The organism is Salinibacterium sp. SWN248, from assembly GCF_015864575.1.
Taxonomy (GTDB): Bacteria; Actinomycetota; Actinomycetes; order Actinomycetales; family Microbacteriaceae; genus Rhodoglobus.
Genome location: NZ_JADYWW010000001.1, coordinates 529,159 through 546,940 on the forward strand (window position 1 = coordinate 529,159; position 17,782 = coordinate 546,940).

15 protein-coding genes are annotated in these 17,782 nt (G+C 62.0%); 6 read left to right on the forward strand and 9 right to left on the reverse strand.

Translation table 11 applies throughout. The annotated features are described in order from the left end of the window. Window positions 1-1,394 precede the first annotated feature (1,394 nt). Window positions 1,395-2,816: an Abi family protein gene (locus I6E73_RS02385; protein WP_197122830.1), complete on the reverse strand. Its 1,422-nt coding sequence runs from the start codon at window positions 2,814-2,816 to the stop codon at window positions 1,395-1,397. Between the two features lie 289 nt (window positions 2,817-3,105). Here I6E73_RS02385 and I6E73_RS02390 point away from each other — a divergent pair, with 289 nt between their 5' ends. After that, window positions 3,106-3,555 carry a Fur family transcriptional regulator gene (locus I6E73_RS02390; RefSeq protein WP_307784201.1) on the forward strand — a complete coding sequence of 150 codons (450 nt, stop codon included), beginning with the start codon at window positions 3,106-3,108 and terminating at the stop codon, window positions 3,553-3,555. A 77-nt stretch (window positions 3,556-3,632) separates the two neighbouring features. Then, a complete protein-coding gene (locus tag I6E73_RS02395; RefSeq protein ID WP_197122832.1) occupies window positions 3,633-5,132 on the forward strand; it encodes a catalase in 1,500 nt (499 codons plus the stop codon). Window positions 5,133-5,212: 80 nt separating this feature from the next. Here I6E73_RS02395 and I6E73_RS02400 read toward each other — a convergent pair whose 3' ends face one another. The 3 genes from I6E73_RS02400 to I6E73_RS14805 form a co-directional block, all read right to left on the reverse strand. Then, complete coding sequence (locus tag I6E73_RS02400; protein ID WP_197122834.1) at window positions 5,213-5,953, reverse strand: sulfite exporter TauE/SafE family protein; 741 nt, start codon at window positions 5,951-5,953, stop codon at window positions 5,213-5,215. Between the two features lie 94 nt (window positions 5,954-6,047). Next, window positions 6,048-6,512 carry a GNAT family N-acetyltransferase gene (locus I6E73_RS02405; protein ID WP_197122836.1) on the reverse strand — a complete coding sequence of 155 codons (465 nt, stop codon included), beginning with the start codon at window positions 6,510-6,512 and terminating at the stop codon, window positions 6,048-6,050. A 64-nt stretch (window positions 6,513-6,576) separates the two neighbouring features. After that, on the reverse strand, window positions 6,577-7,404 hold the full coding sequence (locus tag I6E73_RS14805) for a tail fiber protein (RefSeq protein WP_307784202.1): 828 nt from the start codon (window positions 7,402-7,404) through the stop codon (window positions 6,577-6,579). A 230-nt stretch (window positions 7,405-7,634) separates the two neighbouring features. On the opposite strand from I6E73_RS14805, the gene I6E73_RS02415 reads away from it, so the two are divergent. Continuing rightward, window positions 7,635-9,863, forward strand: a complete 2,229-nt coding sequence (locus tag I6E73_RS02415; RefSeq protein ID WP_197122840.1) for a beta-glucosidase — start codon at window positions 7,635-7,637, stop codon at window positions 9,861-9,863. On the opposite strand, the gene I6E73_RS02420 is transcribed toward I6E73_RS02415, so the two are convergent. Together I6E73_RS02420 and I6E73_RS02425 are read right to left on the reverse strand one after the other, a co-directional pair. Beyond that, on the reverse strand, window positions 9,850-11,313 hold the full coding sequence (locus I6E73_RS02420) for a glycosyltransferase (protein ID WP_197122842.1): 1,464 nt from the start codon (window positions 11,311-11,313) through the stop codon (window positions 9,850-9,852). The genes I6E73_RS02415 and I6E73_RS02420 overlap by 14 nt on opposite strands. A gap of 70 nt (window positions 11,314-11,383) precedes the next feature. Next, on the reverse strand, window positions 11,384-12,766 hold the full coding sequence (locus I6E73_RS02425) for a DUF2254 domain-containing protein (RefSeq protein ID WP_197122844.1): 1,383 nt from the start codon (window positions 12,764-12,766) through the stop codon (window positions 11,384-11,386). Between the two features lie 96 nt (window positions 12,767-12,862). Here I6E73_RS02425 and I6E73_RS02430 point away from each other — a divergent pair, with 96 nt between their 5' ends. Further along, on the forward strand, window positions 12,863-14,098 hold the full coding sequence (locus tag I6E73_RS02430; protein WP_197122846.1) for a mechanosensitive ion channel family protein: 1,236 nt from the start codon (window positions 12,863-12,865) through the stop codon (window positions 14,096-14,098). A 12-nt stretch (window positions 14,099-14,110) separates the two neighbouring features. Continuing rightward, a complete protein-coding gene (locus I6E73_RS02435; RefSeq protein ID WP_197122848.1) occupies window positions 14,111-14,953 on the forward strand; it encodes a type II CAAX prenyl endopeptidase Rce1 family protein in 843 nt (280 codons plus the stop codon). Between the two features lie 34 nt (window positions 14,954-14,987). Here the strand turns inward: I6E73_RS02435 and I6E73_RS02440 are convergent, their stop codons facing one another. The 3 genes from I6E73_RS02440 to purS are packed head-to-tail and all read right to left on the reverse strand — an operon-like array spanning window position 14,988 to window position 16,441. Next, window positions 14,988-15,452 (reverse strand): DUF3817 domain-containing protein, encoded by a 465-nt coding sequence (locus I6E73_RS02440; protein ID WP_197122850.1) that lies wholly within the window; start codon window positions 15,450-15,452, stop codon window positions 14,988-14,990. An 18-nt stretch (window positions 15,453-15,470) separates the two neighbouring features. Continuing rightward, entirely contained in the window at window positions 15,471-16,169 is a 699-nt protein-coding gene (gene purQ / locus I6E73_RS02445; protein ID WP_197122852.1) for a phosphoribosylformylglycinamidine synthase subunit PurQ, read from the reverse strand. Further along, window positions 16,169-16,441: a phosphoribosylformylglycinamidine synthase subunit PurS gene (gene purS, locus I6E73_RS02450; RefSeq protein ID WP_010204162.1), complete on the reverse strand. Its 273-nt coding sequence runs from the start codon at window positions 16,439-16,441 to the stop codon at window positions 16,169-16,171. Before purS ends, purQ begins: the two co-directional genes overlap by 1 nt. Window positions 16,442-16,516: 75 nt before the next feature. Here purS and I6E73_RS02455 point away from each other — a divergent pair, with 75 nt between their 5' ends. Continuing rightward, on the forward strand, window positions 16,517-17,764 hold the full coding sequence (locus I6E73_RS02455; protein ID WP_231599631.1) for an MFS transporter: 1,248 nt from the start codon (window positions 16,517-16,519) through the stop codon (window positions 17,762-17,764). Window positions 17,765-17,782 lie beyond the last annotated feature (18 nt).

Sequence of the window (17,782 nt, forward strand, 5' to 3'; positions counted from 1 at the left end):
CTCCGAACCCTGCAGTGCTTAGGCCAAGTCTGTGGGTCCGGAGCTCGAGGTTTTCCGCTCTGCCGTCTTTGTGCCGGCCCACTTCTTGGACTTCCAGCAGGCCGAACCACTCCAAAGTTTTTCGAGCTGACGAGTAGGCATCTCGGTGGATTCCGTAATTCTTGAGACGAATTTCGGGTGGAATTACAACGAGCCCACCCTCAGGCCATCCGCCTTCTTGACACGCGACCATAAGCAAAAGAGCGATTTCTGAGTCCTCGAGGACATGCAACCAGCCGTTCGCTATGAAGCCATTGGGTACAGCGAAAATGGATTCCCCGGGTACCGGAACGCGATACTCCTCGGCTTCTCCGACGGACTCGACTCCACGTTCATTTAGAAGAGCAAAGTCGTCGAAACGGTTACGAGCTCTCGGTTCGCCCGGGATCGAAACTAATCCAGCCTTGGCTAGCCTGCGAAGCGCGCTGCGTACACTTCGCGCGCGCTTGTCGCGAGCCGTTAGATAGACCCCGTTGCTGTGGCTGTCAGTCGCATCGGCGACGAGTAAGTCCGCCCATCCAAGGTGCTTTGAGTCCCCTGCAATAGGGATGTCGAACTCATGCAGCCGGGCCTTCTCGCCTGGTTTACGTTTCGTCTGCACCAGCGCAAAAACTATAAGGGCGAACCGTAGTGATCCTCCGCGGCTGGTGATGAGGCGGGTCGCGGGTGGGCGCAGGGCGTGCGGCGGGGCTTTTCTGTCAGAGGCATCAGGCGCAGTGTCCTTGTCTCGGAAGGAGAAGCCCGAACGCAAGAGGAGTCCTGCCGCCGGCATTGGGGCCGGCATCGATTTGTAGACTCTTTCGATCCTGTCGACGTGTTCGGCTCGGTCTAGGCGGCGTAGACGCGCCTCGAGCTTCGAAAATTCTTTCGTGGTCGGGCGCCGCGTCGAATCCGCTGAAACACTCATTAGAACAACCCCAAGATGCATCAAAATAGTCTGAACGTTTTAACCGGCCAGTACGATCATCGCTTACAAGTTGGATATTGGTGTCTGGCTGGTTGAAGCGTCTTCTCATCCTAGTGGAAAACCCTCGTGCGTTGTGGGGTAATGATCACACGAGGCGCTGAGGGTCAGCGTGAACGGGCATCACAATCGTGAAGGAGGTGGCTAGGGTGGCGAGCAAACACCGGGTGCGGGCAGGCATCGAGCGGGCAGGAATGTGGTCGACCATCACCGGAGCTGTGCATGCTGGTTGGGGCCCGACTGTGCGATTGCTTATGGTCTTGGCGATTCTTGGCGCGGTTTTTATCGCTGCTAGCGACAGTGCAGCTTTGTCTGCTTTCTGGTCGTTTTTGGCGGCTAGCCGATGAACCCCGACTGCTATTCATGTGGAGAATGGTCGGTGACTGATTCTTCAGGTGACGATTTGCCGCCCAGCGGGTACTAGGTCAGTCGAGGACCAAAGCCGGCTCGCCTCCAAGACTGAGTCTGGGTCAATCTCGAGTTGCTGGATTGGCGATAGCTCAAAACCGTTGGCGGTCGAAACGCTCGACCACCATTCTTGCGCTCTCAATGACTGTGCGCTTTGATCTTTTTCGATTTTCACAATACGCGAGAACAGATTTGCGTTCACATGGCCGACGATCGGCAGAAAGCTGTTTTCGGCAAATTGGAACGCGGGATAGTAGGTCTGGGGGCCAAGCTTGTGCGCGATCAATGCGCCTCTAGACCGAAGGTACTGGAGCCAGTCCTTCTGGGCTTTCTCATTCCCTTTCGTTGACACATGCAGCCGTGCCTCTGCATTGTTCAAGCATTCCAGAGCGTCGATAGCATCGACCAACCGGCTGATGATGGGAGCGCCTCGATATTTGGGCTCCCAGATTCGTTCGTTCTGCCAGCCAGGGGGAAAGCCGAGGTTTCTCAACGAAACATCCCCTTGACGGGCAAAGTCAGTGATCACGTCCAGTGCCCGGGCGTACCAGCAAGACTCAGGCTGAATGCGAGCGAGGAAGAAGCGGATAACAGTCAGAGTCCCGTACACCTTGCGAAGGGCGATCGAATCTAGATGTTGGAGTTCGGGCAGGGTTGTTTTTGCTGGCGGCGGCACGACCACGTCGAGGGTGCGATTCCACAACCGTCCGTGGTGTGCGCATATGTTTCGCACGTGTCGGAGGTGGTTGATCCACTTCTCCATCGTTGCGCTATCGCCATCGCCATTCCGATCAAGGATTTCGAAGCGCGCCGCGATTAGCTTGCGGTCGTTATCCTGCATCATCTTGAAGAGGTTGCGCAGCGTTCCAAGGGACATCACCTCGGTCGCAGCCCACACTGGGAGTCGAGAGCCGTACCGGCGGCGGAAGTGTTTCACGAATTCTTCTTGTGAACGCCTTTCCTCGCGGTTGTAGGCCTCTACCCACTCCGCTTGATCGGACCGAAATACGGCTGTGTCATTTGCGGCCCAGACGCCTGCAGAAGGCGCGAGCGAGGAGGGGTTCCGATGCGCGAAACTCGACCGGCGGCCTAGACGGTGCCCCACGTGAAAGCGAAGCGCGATTTCAATTTGCCCAATGCCCTCGAGAACTACAAGGCGCAGTTGCTCGTCGAGGTTATAGAGCAACTCCAGCTTCCGCAGAGAAGTGCCGTCTTTCACCCTGCTTGACGAAGAATTCTTTCTGTAAAAGTAGGTATACCCAGATAGCCGGTAATAACCACAACGGCGCAGAAAATCCTCTGCGTAAGCGTCGTCCCCTACGTCAATTCCTCGACTTTTGAGGATGTCTACTTGTTCGGGTATTGACGCGAATGGCTTCGAATATCCTGTAGAAGAAAAGTCCATAAAAGAAAGCTAGCCGCCTCTCCTACGGAGAGAACGGCTAGTCGTAATAAATTTATTCTAACTGATTGCCTAATTTAAGCAAAGCACTTTTGCGCGGATGTGGATTGGGTTCGAGCGTCAGCGGGTTTTCGGGCTCGACGTGATGCGACAATCGTTTGCAAAGCGAGATGTGATGCTTCATCCACATTGCGTCTTGAGAAGTGAGCGTCGGGGTTGGCTATGGGCCCTTTCCGCGGTCATGTTTCGAAGTTGTCTTGAGTTATTCAAAACAACTGGTACCGTCGTAGGTGTGGAAACAGTGACGGATTCGGCGCTCGCCGACACTCTGCGAGAGGCCGGTCTCAAAGTGACCGAGCCCCGCGTCGCTGTGCTGACCGCGCTCACCGACATCCCTCACTCCGATGCCGACACGATTTTCGGAGCTGTACTGCCGAGTGTGCCCGGCACCTCCCTCCAAGCCGTGTACGGAGTGCTGGCGGCGTTGACGGCGGCGGGCTTGCTGCGCAAGATCGAACCGGCAGGGTCATCCGCCCTCTATGAACGTCGCACTGGCGACAACCATCACCACATCGTGTGCACCGAATGCGGTGCCGTGCGCGATGTGGACTGTGTCGTCGGTCACGCGCCGTGCCTCACGCCCTCCGATGCCGGTGGCTTCACCGTGCACATCGCCGAAGTGAACTTCTGGGGTGTCTGCCCCGATTGCCAGAACGCTCTCACCCAAAAGAGCGCAGACTGAACAACAGAGACAGAGCTGTCTACGCTGTAGCCCATTCTTCAATTTGCCACTAATCACACCCACACAAAGGAGACATCGTGACTGAACCCACGACAACCCAGGCCGGCGCACCCATTGCGAGCGACGAACATTCGCTCACCACGGGTCCCGATGGCGCAACCGCACTTCACGACCGTTTTCTGGTCGAGAAGCTTGCCTCGTTCAACCGTGAGCGTGTGCCGGAGCGCAACCCTCACGCCAAGGGTGGTGGAGCATTCGGAGAGTTCGTCGTCACTGAAGACGTGTCGCAGTTCACGAAGGCCGCCGTCTTCCAGAAGGGTGCGAAGAGCGAAACGATTCTGCGGTTCTCGTCCGTAGCCGGTGAGCAGGGTTCGCCCGACACCTGGCGCGACGTTCGTGGCTTCGCGCTGCGTTTCTACACGACCGAGGGCAACTACGACATCGTCGGAAACAACACCCCCGTCTTCTTCCTCCGCGACGCCATGAAGTTCCCCGACTTCATCCACTCGCAGAAGCGCATGGGCGACTCTGGCCTGCGCAACGGCGACATGCAGTGGGACTTCTGGACCCTCTCGCCCGAAAGCGCCCACCAGGTCACGTACCTCATGGGTGACCGCGGCCTCAGCAAGTCGTGGCGCCACATCAACGGCTACGGATCGCACACCTACCAGTGGATCAACGCTGCCGGTGAGCGCTTCTGGGTGCAGTACCACTTCCACTCCCGCCAGGGCGTAGAGCTGATGGAAGCTGCGGATGCCGAGCGCATCGCCGGAGAAGACGCCGACTACTACCGTCGCGACCTCTTCGATTCCATCGCCAAGGGCGACTTCCCCACGTGGGACGTTTCGGTTCAGGTCATGCCCTACGAAGAAGCCAAGACCTACCGCTTCAACCCCTTCGACATGACCAAGACCTGGTCGCACAAGGACTACCCGCTGATTCCGGTGGGCCACTTCACGCTCAACCGCAACCCGGAGAGCTTCTTCGCGCAGATCGAGCAGTCAGCGTTCTCGCCGTCGAACATGGTTCCCGGCACCGACATCAGCCCCGACAAGATGCTGATGGCGCGTGTGTTCTCCTACCCGGATGCCCAGCGCAACCGCATCGGAGCCAACTACAACCAGCTCCCCGTCAACCAGCCTCACGCCTCCGAAGCGCGCAACTACCAGCACGAAGGCGCCATGAACTACAAGATCGGTGACGCTGCAGCACGCACGTACACGCCGAACTCGTTCGGTGGACCCGCAGCTCAGCCCGAGCTTGCTGGCGAAGGTGGCTGGGCAAGCGACGGCGAACTCATGCGCAGCGCTCAGACCCTGCACTCCGAAGACGACGACTTCGGCCAGGCCGGAACGCTCTACCGCGACGTCTTCTCGGCAGAGTCGAAGGCTCGCTTCATCGAAACCCTCACCGGACAGGGCCGCGGCATCACCGTTCCCGAGATCCTCGAGCGTTTCTACTGGTACTGGGGCAGCGTGGATGCCGAACTCGGCGCCACCCTCCGCAAGACCGTTCCCGGCAACGGCGACACCGCCAACGAGGAAGCCGACCCCGTCGGAGTCGGCCCCGCCGAGTAGCACTGAGTTAGAACGGCAGCGCTAACGCGAAGTCGAACACCGGATGCCCGGTCCCACCTGTGGGGCCGGGCATCCGTGCGTTAAGCCGAGAGACCGAGTGCCCCGTCGATCACAGCGACCGTGCCTCCGACATAGGCCACGATAATCACCGCGATGCGAGCAGCCCGGTGGCTGACATGGCGAGTGAGCACTTCACCCAGCGCGAGCCCGACCAGCAGTGAGCCGACGATGAGAATCCAGCTGGCGGCATCCAAATCAGGAAGCACGCCGCCCGAGAAGAACGCCTTCGTGACGAGGGATGCCGTGCCCACGATCACAAAATACGGCTGCAGCGTGGCCGCGAAGTTCACTTGAGGCCAGCGCATCAGCACCGCGTAGATGCTGAGAGCCGGGCCGCCGACGCCCGCCGCCGTATTCATGAAACCGGATGCTGCCCCCGCCACAATTGCCGTCGGGCGGGCCGGAACGATATGTTCCGCGCGCGTGATGAGCAACGTCGCGGTGAGAGCCAAGATGACGAGCACGCCAACGCTGAGCTGCAGAACGGAGCCGGGCAAACGGGTGACGAGTAGCGATCCGGGAATGATGGCTAGCACTGCCGGGATCGCCAGCCACGCCAGGGTGCGCCACTCGATGTGGCGCCAGACCCGCGGAATAATGAGCAGCGACGACACGACGCCGCACAGGTTCACGACGAGCACGCCGTCGAAGGGGCCGAGCAGAATCACGATCAGCGGCGACGCTACGAGCGCGAACCCCATGCCCGTGATGCGTTGAGAGAGTGCTCCTATAACGACGGCGAGAGCGACAAGAGCGAGCACCGCCCCAGCCTAAGCGGATGCCGGGTTTACCAAAGACCGCAGCAGGCGCAGAGTGCGGGCTGCCCGTCGCGAGGCAGCGGGGATGGTGGCAGGGCTAGAGGTTTTTGGCGTAGCAGACGCTCAGTGGCTCGCCCACGTAGTCGCCGAAGTTTTCGATGCGGCTGTAGCCCTCGCGCTCGTAAAAGCGCATGGCGTCGGGCTGGGCTGTTCCGGTTTCGAGCGCCAACGTCGTTGCTGACTGGGCGCGGGCCCATTCTTCGAGTCCCTTGAGTACAGCAACTGCAATACCGGTACCGCGCTGAGCGGGCGTGACGTACATCCGCTTCACTTCAAAGATCTCTTCGCTCAGCTCACGGAGCCCGCCGCACCCAGCCGGAACGCCATCGACATAGGCGATCAAGAACACCACAACAGAGTCAGCGTTCGGCTTGACGCCGGGTTCGCTGTCTTCGGTTCCGTACCGTGCTGTGAGCTCAGCGCGCTGCGCTGAACGCAGCATGACCGAGTCGGCGTGCTCAAAGGGAACGCTACGGAGTTCGAGTTCGTAAGTGTCTTCCACGTCAGAATTCTAGTCTGCGTGCCACACGGAGCTCGCCAAGTGTCGACGACGCTGCTAGCGGTGATTAGTTGCGACTCGGGAAGATTCCTAGGTGGCAGAGTGTCCACGTCATGTTGTTAGGCGTGACCGCGCTCATGTCGGGAATGTTGAAGGTGGTGCGACCATCACCGCCGTAGGTGGTCCCTAGAAGCGAGAAGAGTGCAGTGTTGTTTGCAATTGACAGTTCACGCCCATCGGCCACGATGCCTTCACCGGCGTAGCTTGATGCTGTCAATGAGAGGGTGCCCAGATAGCACTCGTAGGTTCCGCCGTCACCCGCGCGATTAACGCTACTTCCGAAGCTGTTGGAGAGAGCGGAATCGCCGGTTGCGCCGGTTGCGCCGGCAGCTCCTGTTGCGCCGGCAGCTCCCGTTTCGCCTGTTGGGCCCGCGTCGCCCTGAGGCCCCTGCGGGCCGGCCGGGCCGTCAGCGCCGTTGGTGCCCGTTGCGCCGGTGGGGCCTGTGGCGCCGGTGAGGCCGATGGGGCCGGTCGCTCCGGTGAGTCCTGTAGTGCCGTCAGTGCCGTCTGCACCCGCGGCGCCAGTGGCTCCCGTCGGTCCTCTGAGCGCGGTGCCTCCGTTCGCCCCGGTGAGTCCTGTTGCGCCTGTTGCGCCATTGAGACCGTCGGCGCCATCAGCTCCGTCGCTACCATCAGCGCCATCAGTGCCGTTTTTCCCGTCTTCGCCGTCCGCGGCAGCGTCGGTCATGAAGACTGCTTCGACAAAACCGGCACCGCACGAGTCGCCAGCGTCAATGAGCTTGATAGCCGAGGCGGTGGTGTCGACGCAGGCCTTCTGCAGCGCATCCGCAGAACTGCCCTGGCTCGTGCAGCCGGCAAGCATGACGGCTGCCACGGCTGCTCCTGCAAACAGTCGAAGTGAACGGGACGGCGTACGGGAGGCTGAAGGCAAAGAGGAGATCCAGACATAGGAGAAGCGCAGTAATGCGTCACGGGTTGATACAAACATAACGAAGTTCTCTCAGTTAACCCAAGTGGTCTCGGCCCCCAGTATGGGGGTGCAGCGGGCGTTCTACCTGCCTGCCATGGTGGGTGAACACAGCTACAGGGTGCAGAATTCGAAGCATGATGAATGCGAACGGCGGTGGGCAGCGCGGTGGCGAAGAACTGATCAGTGACGTAGCCGAACCCGTCGCATTAATAGCTTCCTCCCACGCCTTCGAGGAAGTGGTGGCTGCTGTTCGCGCCGGCACAATCGATGCGGATGAGGCCTCAGCCCAACTCATCAGACTGCTGACCGACAAAGAGATGCTCGGTCTGCTCGACGGTGACTCTCCCCGGCGGCTCCTGCCCTTCATCCCGGCCCTTCTCGGGCGGCGGCCATTCGTGGCCGGTGCAGTGTCACGGCTCGGCATCCCCGGCATCCGCTTCAGCGATGGTGCTCGCGGCGTCGTGATTGGCGCGGCTACGGCGTTCCCCGTGACAATGGCGCGGGCGGCAACGTGGGACCCAGAGCTTGAGGAGCGCGTCGGGGTGGCAATCGGCGCCGAGACCCGCGCTCGGGGCGCCAACTACTCGGCGTCGGTGTGCGTGAACCTGCTGCGGCATCCGGCCTGGGGGCGCGCGCAGGAATGCTACGGCGAAGACCCGGTACTCGTCGGCCAGATGGGCTCGGCCCTCACCCGCGGTGTTCGCGTGCACACGATGGCGTGCGTCAAGCATTTCGCGCTCAACTCCATGGAGAACGAACGTTTCGAAGTGGATGTCGCCGTCGACGACCACGCCCTGCACGAGGTGTATTTGCCCCATTTCAAAGCCACGGTGGATGCCGGAGCCGACTCGATCATGAGCGCCTACAACCGGGTGCGCGGCGAGTATATGGATGTCAACCGCGCCCTGCTGACAGACGTACTGCGCGACGAGTGGGGCTTCACCGGCTTCGTGACGAGCGACTGGGTGTTCGGTACGCACGATGCCGTCGCGAGCCTCGAAGCCGGAATGGACGTCGAGATGCCGCTGCGGATGCTGCGGGCTCGTGCCCTCCCTGCGGCTCTCCGTAACGGTGAGCTCGACCGCGCGACCGTGCTGCAGTCGGCCCACCGCATCCTGCGCACCAGCATTCTGCATGCGGCCACGCGCCAGCAGCAGGAGCCGGATGTGTCAGTCATCGCCTCGCCCGCGCACCGGGCTCTTGCCCTTCACGCCGCCGCCGAGTCGATCGTGCTGCTCAAGAACGACGCTGTTGAAACCGCGCCCCTGCTGCCGTTGCCGCGCACCACGCGTCGGCTCGCTGTCATCGGGCGGCTCGCTGACGCAGACAATCTGGGCGATCACGGCTCATCGCGGGTGCGGCCGCCGTCCACCGTTTCCCCGTTGCAAGGGTTGCGCGAAGCGTTCCCCGCGGCTCACATCACGACCGCCACAGGCAAGGACGAGAGCGCTGCTGCGGCGCTCGCGGCGCAGGCAGAGATCGCGATCGTCGTTGTCGGGCTCGATCAGCATGACGAGGGGGAGTCGGTTGTCACCGGGGGAGTCGACGTCGGAATCCTCGGTCGCGCATTCAACTCCGGCCTGTCTCGCCGCATTTTCATCGGGCTGGCGCACCTCGCGGCACGCTTCGTTCGCGGTGGCGATCGCAGCTCGCTCGAACTGCGGCCTTCTGACGCGAGTCTCATCAGAGCCGTTGCCGCAGCCAACCCGCGCACGGTGGTGGTGCTGGTCGGCGGCAGTGCGATCGTGACCGACGCCTGGCGGGATCGTATTTCTGCGCTGGTTCTCGCCTGGTACGGCGGCATGGAAGGCGGGCACGCGCTCGCGAGCATGCTCACCGGCGAGGCCGAACCCGGAGGCCGGTTGCCCTTCGTCATCCCGCGCGACGCCGCTCAACTGCCTCCATTCGACAGCGCAGCGAAGGCAGTGGTCTATGACGACACCTGGGGCCAGCGCCACCTCGATGGCACCGGCAGCACTCCCGCCTTCCCCTTCGGATTCGGCCTGGGCTACACGACGATGACCCACGAGCTGCTCGACCACACCTTCGCCGACACCGGCGGCAGCGCTCGCGTGCTCGTCACCAATACAGGGGACCGCGACGGATCGATCGTCGTGCAGCTTTACGCTGCTGACGTGGCGGCCGAGCATCCGGTCGCCCAATTAGTGGGCTTTCAGAAAGTGATAGTGCGGCGCGGGGCGAGCACGACCGTACAGATTGCGCTCGATGCGGGGCCGACGTTGCAGCGGGATCCGAATACTCGACAGTGGAGCGCGCGGTCAGGCGAGTGGGCGCTGCTCGCCGCTCAGCACAGCCCGTCGAACTGGACTGGCGCGGAGCCGTTGCGCCCTATCGCCGGCTAGCGCCGGTAGCCGCGTGCGGGAGCGGGTCAATGCGAACACGCAGGGAGTCGTCGTGGCGCAGAACGGCCCGGATCAAGCGGCGGCCCTCCCAGCGAAGCGACGCGAGTGTCTGATCGGGGCGGAGCACTAACTCGCCCTCGGTCGACGCGTAGCGCTTCTGCAGGTCTTTCAGCTCGTCGGCTTTCAGGAGTGCGACCGTGCTGTTGTCGGTGGGATCGGTCAGCCGTACCAGAGCGGAATCTCCCCGCAAGTCGCTCGCCACCAGTCGTTTTTCGCTGGCGGCAAGAATAGCTTTTTGAGCGTCTCGGGTCACGACAATCGGGCGGCGCGGGCCATCGAGCAGGCCGGTAAGAACGTCCGCTGCGGCATCTGGCCGGCCAGTTTTCTTCGCGGCTGCTTGCATCCGTTCGAGGCGGCCGGGCTCGCGCAAAATCTGGTCGATCTTCCAGCCGAGCGTGGTGACGTCATTGCAGCGAACAGCTGCACCCTGCTCCATCAGGTAGTCACCGTTGCGAACCTCTTGCCCCGGGATGGGGTTTACCAGCACCATCGGCAACCCCGCCGCCATGCATTCGGAAGCCGATAGCCCGCCCGGTTTACCCACAAAGAGGTCGGCGCTTCTCAGAAGTGCGGGCATCTCGGTTGTGAATCCCAGAATGTGGAAGCGATCGTCAGTGCCAACGAGTTTCTCAATGTCGTCACGAGTCTCCTCGTTGTGTCCGCATACGACGGTGGCTGTGAAGGCTGAGCGCATATGCAGTGTCTGCCGCACCGCAGCGACGGCGTAGTCCCCGCCCGCAGCGCCTGCAGAAATCAAGATGTGGGGAACGTCATGGGCGACGCGGTCGGTTTCGGCATCCGGATACGAACTGATCGGGATGCCGGTGGCGGCTACACGATCGGCGGGCAGGCCGAGCGCCATCAGTTCCACCCTGCCTTCCTCGCGCGCCACATTAAACGAGTGGAATGCGCTGGTCAGCCAGAGGCCTTGAGGGTCGTAGTCGGTGGTGACAACCGCTGTTTTGGCATCAATTACTCCGCGCATAAGGAGCGTGGACATGAGCTGGGCGGGAAGAAAGTGTGTGCTGACGATTGCGGTCGGCTGAAAGCGTTTGATGGCGCGAATCACGGGAAGAGAGTTGGCCTGCGTCCAGGGGTCGATCGGTCCCCTGCGCCAAAAAGGGGCGTCGCTGACGTCGTACGCCCACTCAAGCACCCACGGCAAACCTTTGGCGAGCACGAAGTAGCCCTTGCCCAACACGTCGCGGTACAGAGTGCTGCTCACCTGAAGCACGTCGAGCACTTTCACTTCGACGACATCCGTGCGCGCATCACACGCTTGGCGCACTGCCGCGGCGGCGCTGTTATGCCCCGAGCCGACACCAGCAGACAAGATCAGTACCCGCTCTCCTCCAGCAGTGGGGGAATGAGTGGGGAGGGTCTCTGGCATGGAGGAAATGATAGTCGAGCCCGGTGCGGCTGCGCCCGGAGTTTGTGCAGTTCCGTTCCCGGAAAACTTCTTAGAGCCAGCGATGCTCTGAGGTCGCTACGCGCGCAGCCTCGGCGAAGCGGGCGAATCGTTCGCGCTCCACCGCGTCATACGTTTCTGCCGCCACGGATGCGTCGAGCCGGTCGATCTGCGCCGACACCGCTTCGGACTGTTCGGTGCGTTGCGCGCGGTAGCCCACTTCTTGCAGCAGTTGGTACAAACGCTCGACCACTCCGGGGTCGCTCGCGCCATAGCGCCGTGGCTGAGTCAGGGCGACGTCGAGCAGGTTGATGAAATTGTGGGGCTTGATGATCACGCGCACGATGTCGTCATCATCGGTGAGCCCGCGAGACTGAATCTCCAGGTCCGCGAGCGAGCACAGCGTCGCCGAAATATGGCCGAGCGTGTGCACTGCCGTCGTCGGGTCGTTAACTCCCGGGGAGAGAGCGCGTGCCGTGATATCCACGAGCTGGCGGATGCCAAAACCAATATCTTGGCTGGCCGTGCGCTCGTAGGCGAGGCTGACGGCGCCGACCAACGCACTGTTGATGGTGGCGCGTTCTTCGTCATCCATGTGGCGCATGGGGTCACGCGGCCACCAGCGCAGCACCGGGGTGCCGCTGACCACGTGATGGCCGACGGTGTGTTCTTCGCGCGCCACGATGTCGTGTTTGATCGCGATCGTCAGCAGGCGTGAGCGATCACTGGAACGAATGAACCCTGAGCGCTTGGCGAGGCTCAGCTCGATGCGCTCGGCGGGTGGCCACTCGGGCAGTTCCGTTTCACCGGTTGCCATGGTGGATGCCACGAGCTCGATGGTCTTACTGGTTTCGAGGTACACCTGCCGCATCGTTGTCTCAATGCGCAGTTGCCGCGCGAGGTGCGCCAGGAACAGCGTGAGCATGACAACGCTCGCGAGGGTCAGGAGCGACGCCAACGTCACCGCGAGGCGCGGCACGATCGGGTCGATGCTGTCGTCGCCGTCCTGAACCGTGCGCAACACCGTGAGGGCGTAAGCGAAGGTGCCCACGAACACCGAGAGCGTCCAGTGCACCGTCTGGTCTTTGAGGAAGGTGCGCAGCACGCGCGGCGATGCTTGGCTGCTGGCCAATTGGAGCGCGACGACGGTGAGAGAGAAAGTGAGGGAGGTTGCGGTGATCAGCGAACCCGAGATGGCCGAGAGCACGGCGCGGGCGCTTTCGGGGCCGCCGGCAAACAGGAATCGTTCAACGCCGACGGGCAATGACGAGTCAACGGCACGATCGATCAGGGGGAGCACGATGCCCAAGATCACGGCAATGATGATCGACATCGTAGGCAACGGCCACAGCTCAGCGGCGATGCCCTCGCGCACGGTGGCGATCCACCGGCGCAGGGAATTGCGGCGTGCACTCTGTGTTGCTAGCTCGCTCATGACATCCCTCTCGAATTGCCCTAGTTAATCACGTCAGCCTTTGTTGTGGTGCCTGCCCCTAGGCTGGAGCAACGCCAATGAAAGGAAATCACTCGATTGTTTGAATGGGTATCGTGGCTGGGTCTTGCCGTTGCTGTCGTGATTGCGCTTGTCGCCGTCGTCATTGCCGTCGGGGTGATCTCTCTCATTGTGCGCGGCATCGCACGGCTTCGGCCTGGGGTTTACGAAACCTTGGCTCCAACTCGCCGCCGACTTCGCGTACTCATGGCCTTGCTTGCCGTGTGGGCTGCGATCTCGATCACTCTTCCGGTGGAGAGCATGCGCGACGTTATCGATGGTGTTCTTCTCGTGCTGGTGATTGCCGCCAGCGGCTGGGTGCTGATCGCCGTGATCAACCTTTTGCTCAATCGCACCCTCACTCGATACCCCACTGACGTTCCCGACAACCGGGCTGCTCGCCGAATCCGCACCCAGATTCAACTGATTCGCCGCATCCTCGGAGCGGTCATCATCATCGTCACGATCGGCGCCATCCTCTTGACGCTCCCCGGTGCCGAAGCACTCGGCGCCAGTGTGCTCGCCTCTGCTGGTCTCGTCAGCGTTGTGGCCGGTATCGCCGCGCAGTCCGCTCTCGCCAACGTCTTTGCCGGAATGCAGCTCGCCTTCAGCGACGCCATCCGAGTGGATGACGTCGTGATCGCCGACGGCGAATGGGGTCGCATCGAAGAGATCACCCTCACCTACATCGTCGTGAGCATCTGGGATCAGCGCCGCCTCGTGCTGCCCTCCACGTACTTCACGACCACGCCATTCCAGAACTGGACCCGTAACGCCACCGAACTTCTCGGCGAGATCAACTTCGATCTCGACTGGCGCGTCAACATCGACCAGATGCGCGTGCATCTCAAGAAGATCGTTGCCGAATCCGACCTGTGGGACGGCCGCACCGCCAACATCCAAGTCGTGGACGCCACGGGTGGCTTCGTGCGCGTTCGCGTGCTGATTAGCGCCGCAGACTCTGGCGCTCAATGGGACCTCCGCACTCACGTGCGCGAAGAGATGGTCGGCTGGCTGCAGCAGAAAGACTCCGCAGCCCTGCCGCGCACTCGCGTGCTCATGGTCGACAACGAAGCCCGTGGTCGCACCAAGGGCTCGGTCGAACCTCAAGAGCGCGGCCTCTTCAGCGGTAGCGCTGAGGCCGACGCTCGTCGTCAAGAGTTCACGGGGGCGATTCCGGTTCAAGACAACGTTCCCGAAAACCTCGTTGGCCCAGAAGAGACCGATGCTGATGAGGCTCAGGCTTCCACTGACAAGCGCGTCATCAACGACTAGGAGTCATTCACGATGCCCGGCCTCGACAATGTTGTCAGTTCCCCGCCACTCAGTTCACGCAGCTGGGGGTTGGTGCCGGCAGCGCTGTTGAGCGGATCGGCGGTGCTGATGTTCTCGCTTCGGCTTCCGCTGCTGGGCTATGTCGTGGTGGCATTTGCGCTCGCCGCCGCGTGGTTCACCGACAGCCGCAAGCACACCGAGGGGCTCGCGAAAGACCTGCTGCTGATCGCGGTCGGCATGATCATCGTCTCCACGGTGTCGGTTGAAGCCGACATCAGCTGGGGCAACTTCTTCCTGCTCGGTTTCGTGCTGGCTGCGGCCGTTGCCGTGCCCTACGCACTGTCACGTTTTGTGTTCAAAGACCGTCTCATCCGCTTTCCATGGCGGGGCGGATGGCCGTGGAACCGCGTTCAGTGGGGCTACCTGTTTCTCGTGCTCTTTCTCGGCTGGCTCATTCTGCCGTTCTACTTCATTACGAGTGGCGTGTACCTCAACTGGCCCATCGTCACGACGCCCGACGAGATCGGCCGTCTCTTCGTTGGTGTGAACGCCGTCGGCACGTGGGATGAGCTGTTCTTCATCCTCACCGTCTTCGTGCTCTTCCGTCGACACTTCCCGGTGTGGCAGGCCAACCTGCTGCAGATGGTGATCTTCGTGGCGTTCCTGTGGGAACTCGGCTACCAATCGTGGGGCCCGCTGCTCACCATCCCGTTCGCCCTGCTGCAGGGCTGGATCTACTCGACCACCAAGTCGCTCGTCTACGTGCTGAGCGTGCACCTACTGTTCGACGCGGTGGTGTTCCTCGTCATCGTGCACGCCAGAAACCCGGGAGTGATCGGGTTCTTCCTGCTGTAGCAGGCAGTGCGGCGGTGCCGCCGATCCTGCGAAGTTACTCTTTGCCGCCGGGAGGACCCACGGTGATCAGCACGACGTAGAGCAGAATGACGGCGCCCGCGATCAGCGCAACCAAGATGTACGGGTGGTTCAAGAACCAGCGCATCGTGCGGTCGACCCAGCCAGCATCTCGCGGATGATCGGATGCTTCCTTGCGCCAGTCGCCCTTGAGACGACCCGAGCGTGCAAGCCACAGCTCCACCGGAATGGTCGCGTACGGAATCACGGCGCTACCGATGGTGAGAACGGCGGTGCCGACGCTCCAACGCTGGTTCACCGTCAACAACACGGCCGTGGCACCGTAGGCGAGGAAGACGAAACCGTGGATGGCCCCACCGATCGACACCGCGACATCCAGCCCCGCCGTAGCGCGCAAGATGAGGCCGGTGATGAGCAGGGTCCAGGTGACCGCCTCAGCAAAGGCAAGAACACGGAACAGTGACTTCGGGGTCGCAAACATGGGGCCGAGCTTTCAGTTTTAGGCGTTGGCCATCAACGAGCTGATCGCGCTCGTGAAGAACGTGAGGCCGTCGGTGCCCGAACGCATGGCAGCGCGAGTGTCTGGGCCAAAACCAGGCTCGGTCGCGTGCTCGGGATGAGGCATCAGACCAACAACGTTGCCACGAGCATTCGAGATGCCAGCAATGTCATTCGCCGACCCGTTGGGGTTGACCTCGAGGTAGCGGAACACAACCTGGCCTTCACCCTCAAGGCGGTCAAGAGTGTTCTGGTCGGCGATGTAGCCGCCCTCACCGTTCTTGAGCGGGATGATGATCTCTTCGTCTTCTTTGAAGCCGTTGCTCCACGCGGTGTCGACGTTCTCGACGCGCAGCTTCTGGTCGCGGCAGACAAAGTCGCCGTGATCGTTGCGCACGAGGCCGCCAGGTAGAAGGTGTGACTCCACCAAAATCTGGAAACCGTTGCAGATGCCCAAAACAGGCATTCCGGCGTTAGCGGCCGTGATGACTTCGCTCATGATGGGCGAGTGGGCTGCGATTGCGCCGGCACGGAGGTAGTCGCCGTAGCTGAAACCACCGGGCAGAACGATGGCATCCACGTTCTTGAGGTCGTGGTCGCCGTGCCACAGGGCTACCGGCTCACCGCCACCCAGCTTGACAGCACGCTGAGCGTCACGGTCGTCGAGCGAACCCGGGAAGGTGATGACTCCGACGCGCACTATGCGCCCTGAGCGTCGTCGGCGGGGCGAGCCTCGCCGACATAAATAACGTCTTCAATGACCGTGTTGGCGAGAAGATCGTTCGCGATCTCGCGGGCCTCAGCCAGCAGCTCATCAGTGATCGGGCCCTCAACGGTGAGCTCAAAACGCTTACCGATGCGCACCGCGCTGAACTCGCTCTTGTCGAGACGGACGAGGGCGCCGGCTACGGCCTTACCCTGAGGATCGAGGATTTCAGCCTTAGGCATTACCTCGACGACAATAATTGGCACCGAATCACTCCATGATTTCGCGCGGGCGGATTGCACCAAGTCTAGCGGAGGGTAGCCGTGCGCCAGACTGTACCCATGGACATTGACCGCGCAGTGCAATCTCGCATCGTTCGTACGCTCGTTGCGGGGCAAGTGCTCGCCGGTCTGGGGCTCGGAGCAACCGTTGCCGTCGGTGCGATTCTGGCTGCCGATCTAGGTGGCGAGACGCTCTCGGGTGCCGCCGCGACCTCCAGCACCCTGGGCGCTGCGCTTGTATCGATTCCGCTGGCACGACTTGCTCAGCGTTGGGGGCGGCGGCCTGCACTGGCACTGGGCGCGGGCGTTGCGGCCGGCGGTTCGCTCATCACCGTTATCGCGGTGGGCGTCGCGTTCTTCCCGCTCCTCATTCTTGGTTTTGCGATGCTCGGTGTCGGAACGGCCGTTGGTCTTCAGGCGCGCTTTGCGGCGACGGATGTCGCGGCTCCGGCACACCGCGGTCGTGACCTCTCTCTCGTTGTCTGGTCGACCACGATCGGTGCCGTCGCCGGCCCGAACCTCATCGGCCCGGGCGAAGCGATTGCGCAGTGGCTCTCGTTGCCCACCAACACCGGATCGTTTGTCTTCGCGATCGCCGCGCAGCTCGCAGCGATGGCGCTCTATCTTGTGGCGCTGCGCCCCGATCCGCTCACTCTCGCTCGCAACCGCCCCGTCGATGCTGCGGTTGCTGCGGATGCCGGAATCGTGCGCGGTCGTGGCCCGTTGGTCTTCGCTATCGCTGCTATCGCGATTAGCCATGCGGTGATGGTCTCGATCATGGCAATGACTCCCGTGCACTTGAGCCACCACGGAGCGAGCCTCACGATTATCGGCTTCACCATCAGCCTGCACATCGCCGGTATGTACGCACTCTCGCCCGTGTTCGGTTGGGCGAGTGACCGTTTCGGGCGCATCCCGACAATTCTTATTGGGCAAGGGTTCTTCGCGGCATCCGTCGTGGTCGTTGCGCTGGGAGAACTCAGCAACACGGCTGTCACCGTCGGGCTTGTGTTGCTCGGGCTCGGCTGGAGCGCATCAACCGTTGCGGGCTCGGCACTCGTCGCCGACCTTGCGACCGGAAAAACGAAGCTCCGCATTCAGGGTCGCAGTGACACCATCATGAGTCTCGCCGGTGCCTTCGGCGGAGGGTTTGCGGGGCCCATCCTCACGCAAGTTGGCTACGCCGGCCTCGCCTGGGGGGCCGGAATCCTGGTGCTGGTCGTTACGGTGGCCGCGCTTGTCGTCTGGCGAAGCGCTGCTGTTGCCGCAGCCGAAGAAGTATTGCTCGACGACAAAGTCACCTCATAACAAAGGCCTCTCCGCGCA

Excerpts from the sequence above, each read along its gene's own strand:
- I6E73_RS02425 (WP_197122844.1), bottom strand. The coding sequence starts at position 12,766 with ATGAGCGAGCTAGCAACACAGAGTGCACGCCGCAATTCCCTGCGCCGG.
- I6E73_RS02420 (WP_197122842.1), bottom strand. The coding sequence starts at position 11,313 with ATGCCAGAGACCCTCCCCACTCATTCCCCCACTGCTGGAGGAGAGCGG.
- I6E73_RS02440 (WP_197122850.1), bottom strand. The coding sequence starts at position 15,452 with ATGTTTGCGACCCCGAAGTCACTGTTCCGTGTTCTTGCCTTTGCTGAG.
- I6E73_RS02435 (WP_197122848.1), top strand. The coding sequence starts at position 14,111 with ATGCCCGGCCTCGACAATGTTGTCAGTTCCCCGCCACTCAGTTCACGC.
- I6E73_RS02455 (WP_231599631.1), top strand. The coding sequence starts at position 16,517 with ATGGACATTGACCGCGCAGTGCAATCTCGCATCGTTCGTACGCTCGTT.
- I6E73_RS02385 (WP_197122830.1), bottom strand. The coding sequence starts at position 2,816 with ATGGACTTTTCTTCTACAGGATATTCGAAGCCATTCGCGTCAATACCC.
- I6E73_RS02415 (WP_197122840.1), top strand. The coding sequence starts at position 7,635 with ATGATGAATGCGAACGGCGGTGGGCAGCGCGGTGGCGAAGAACTGATC.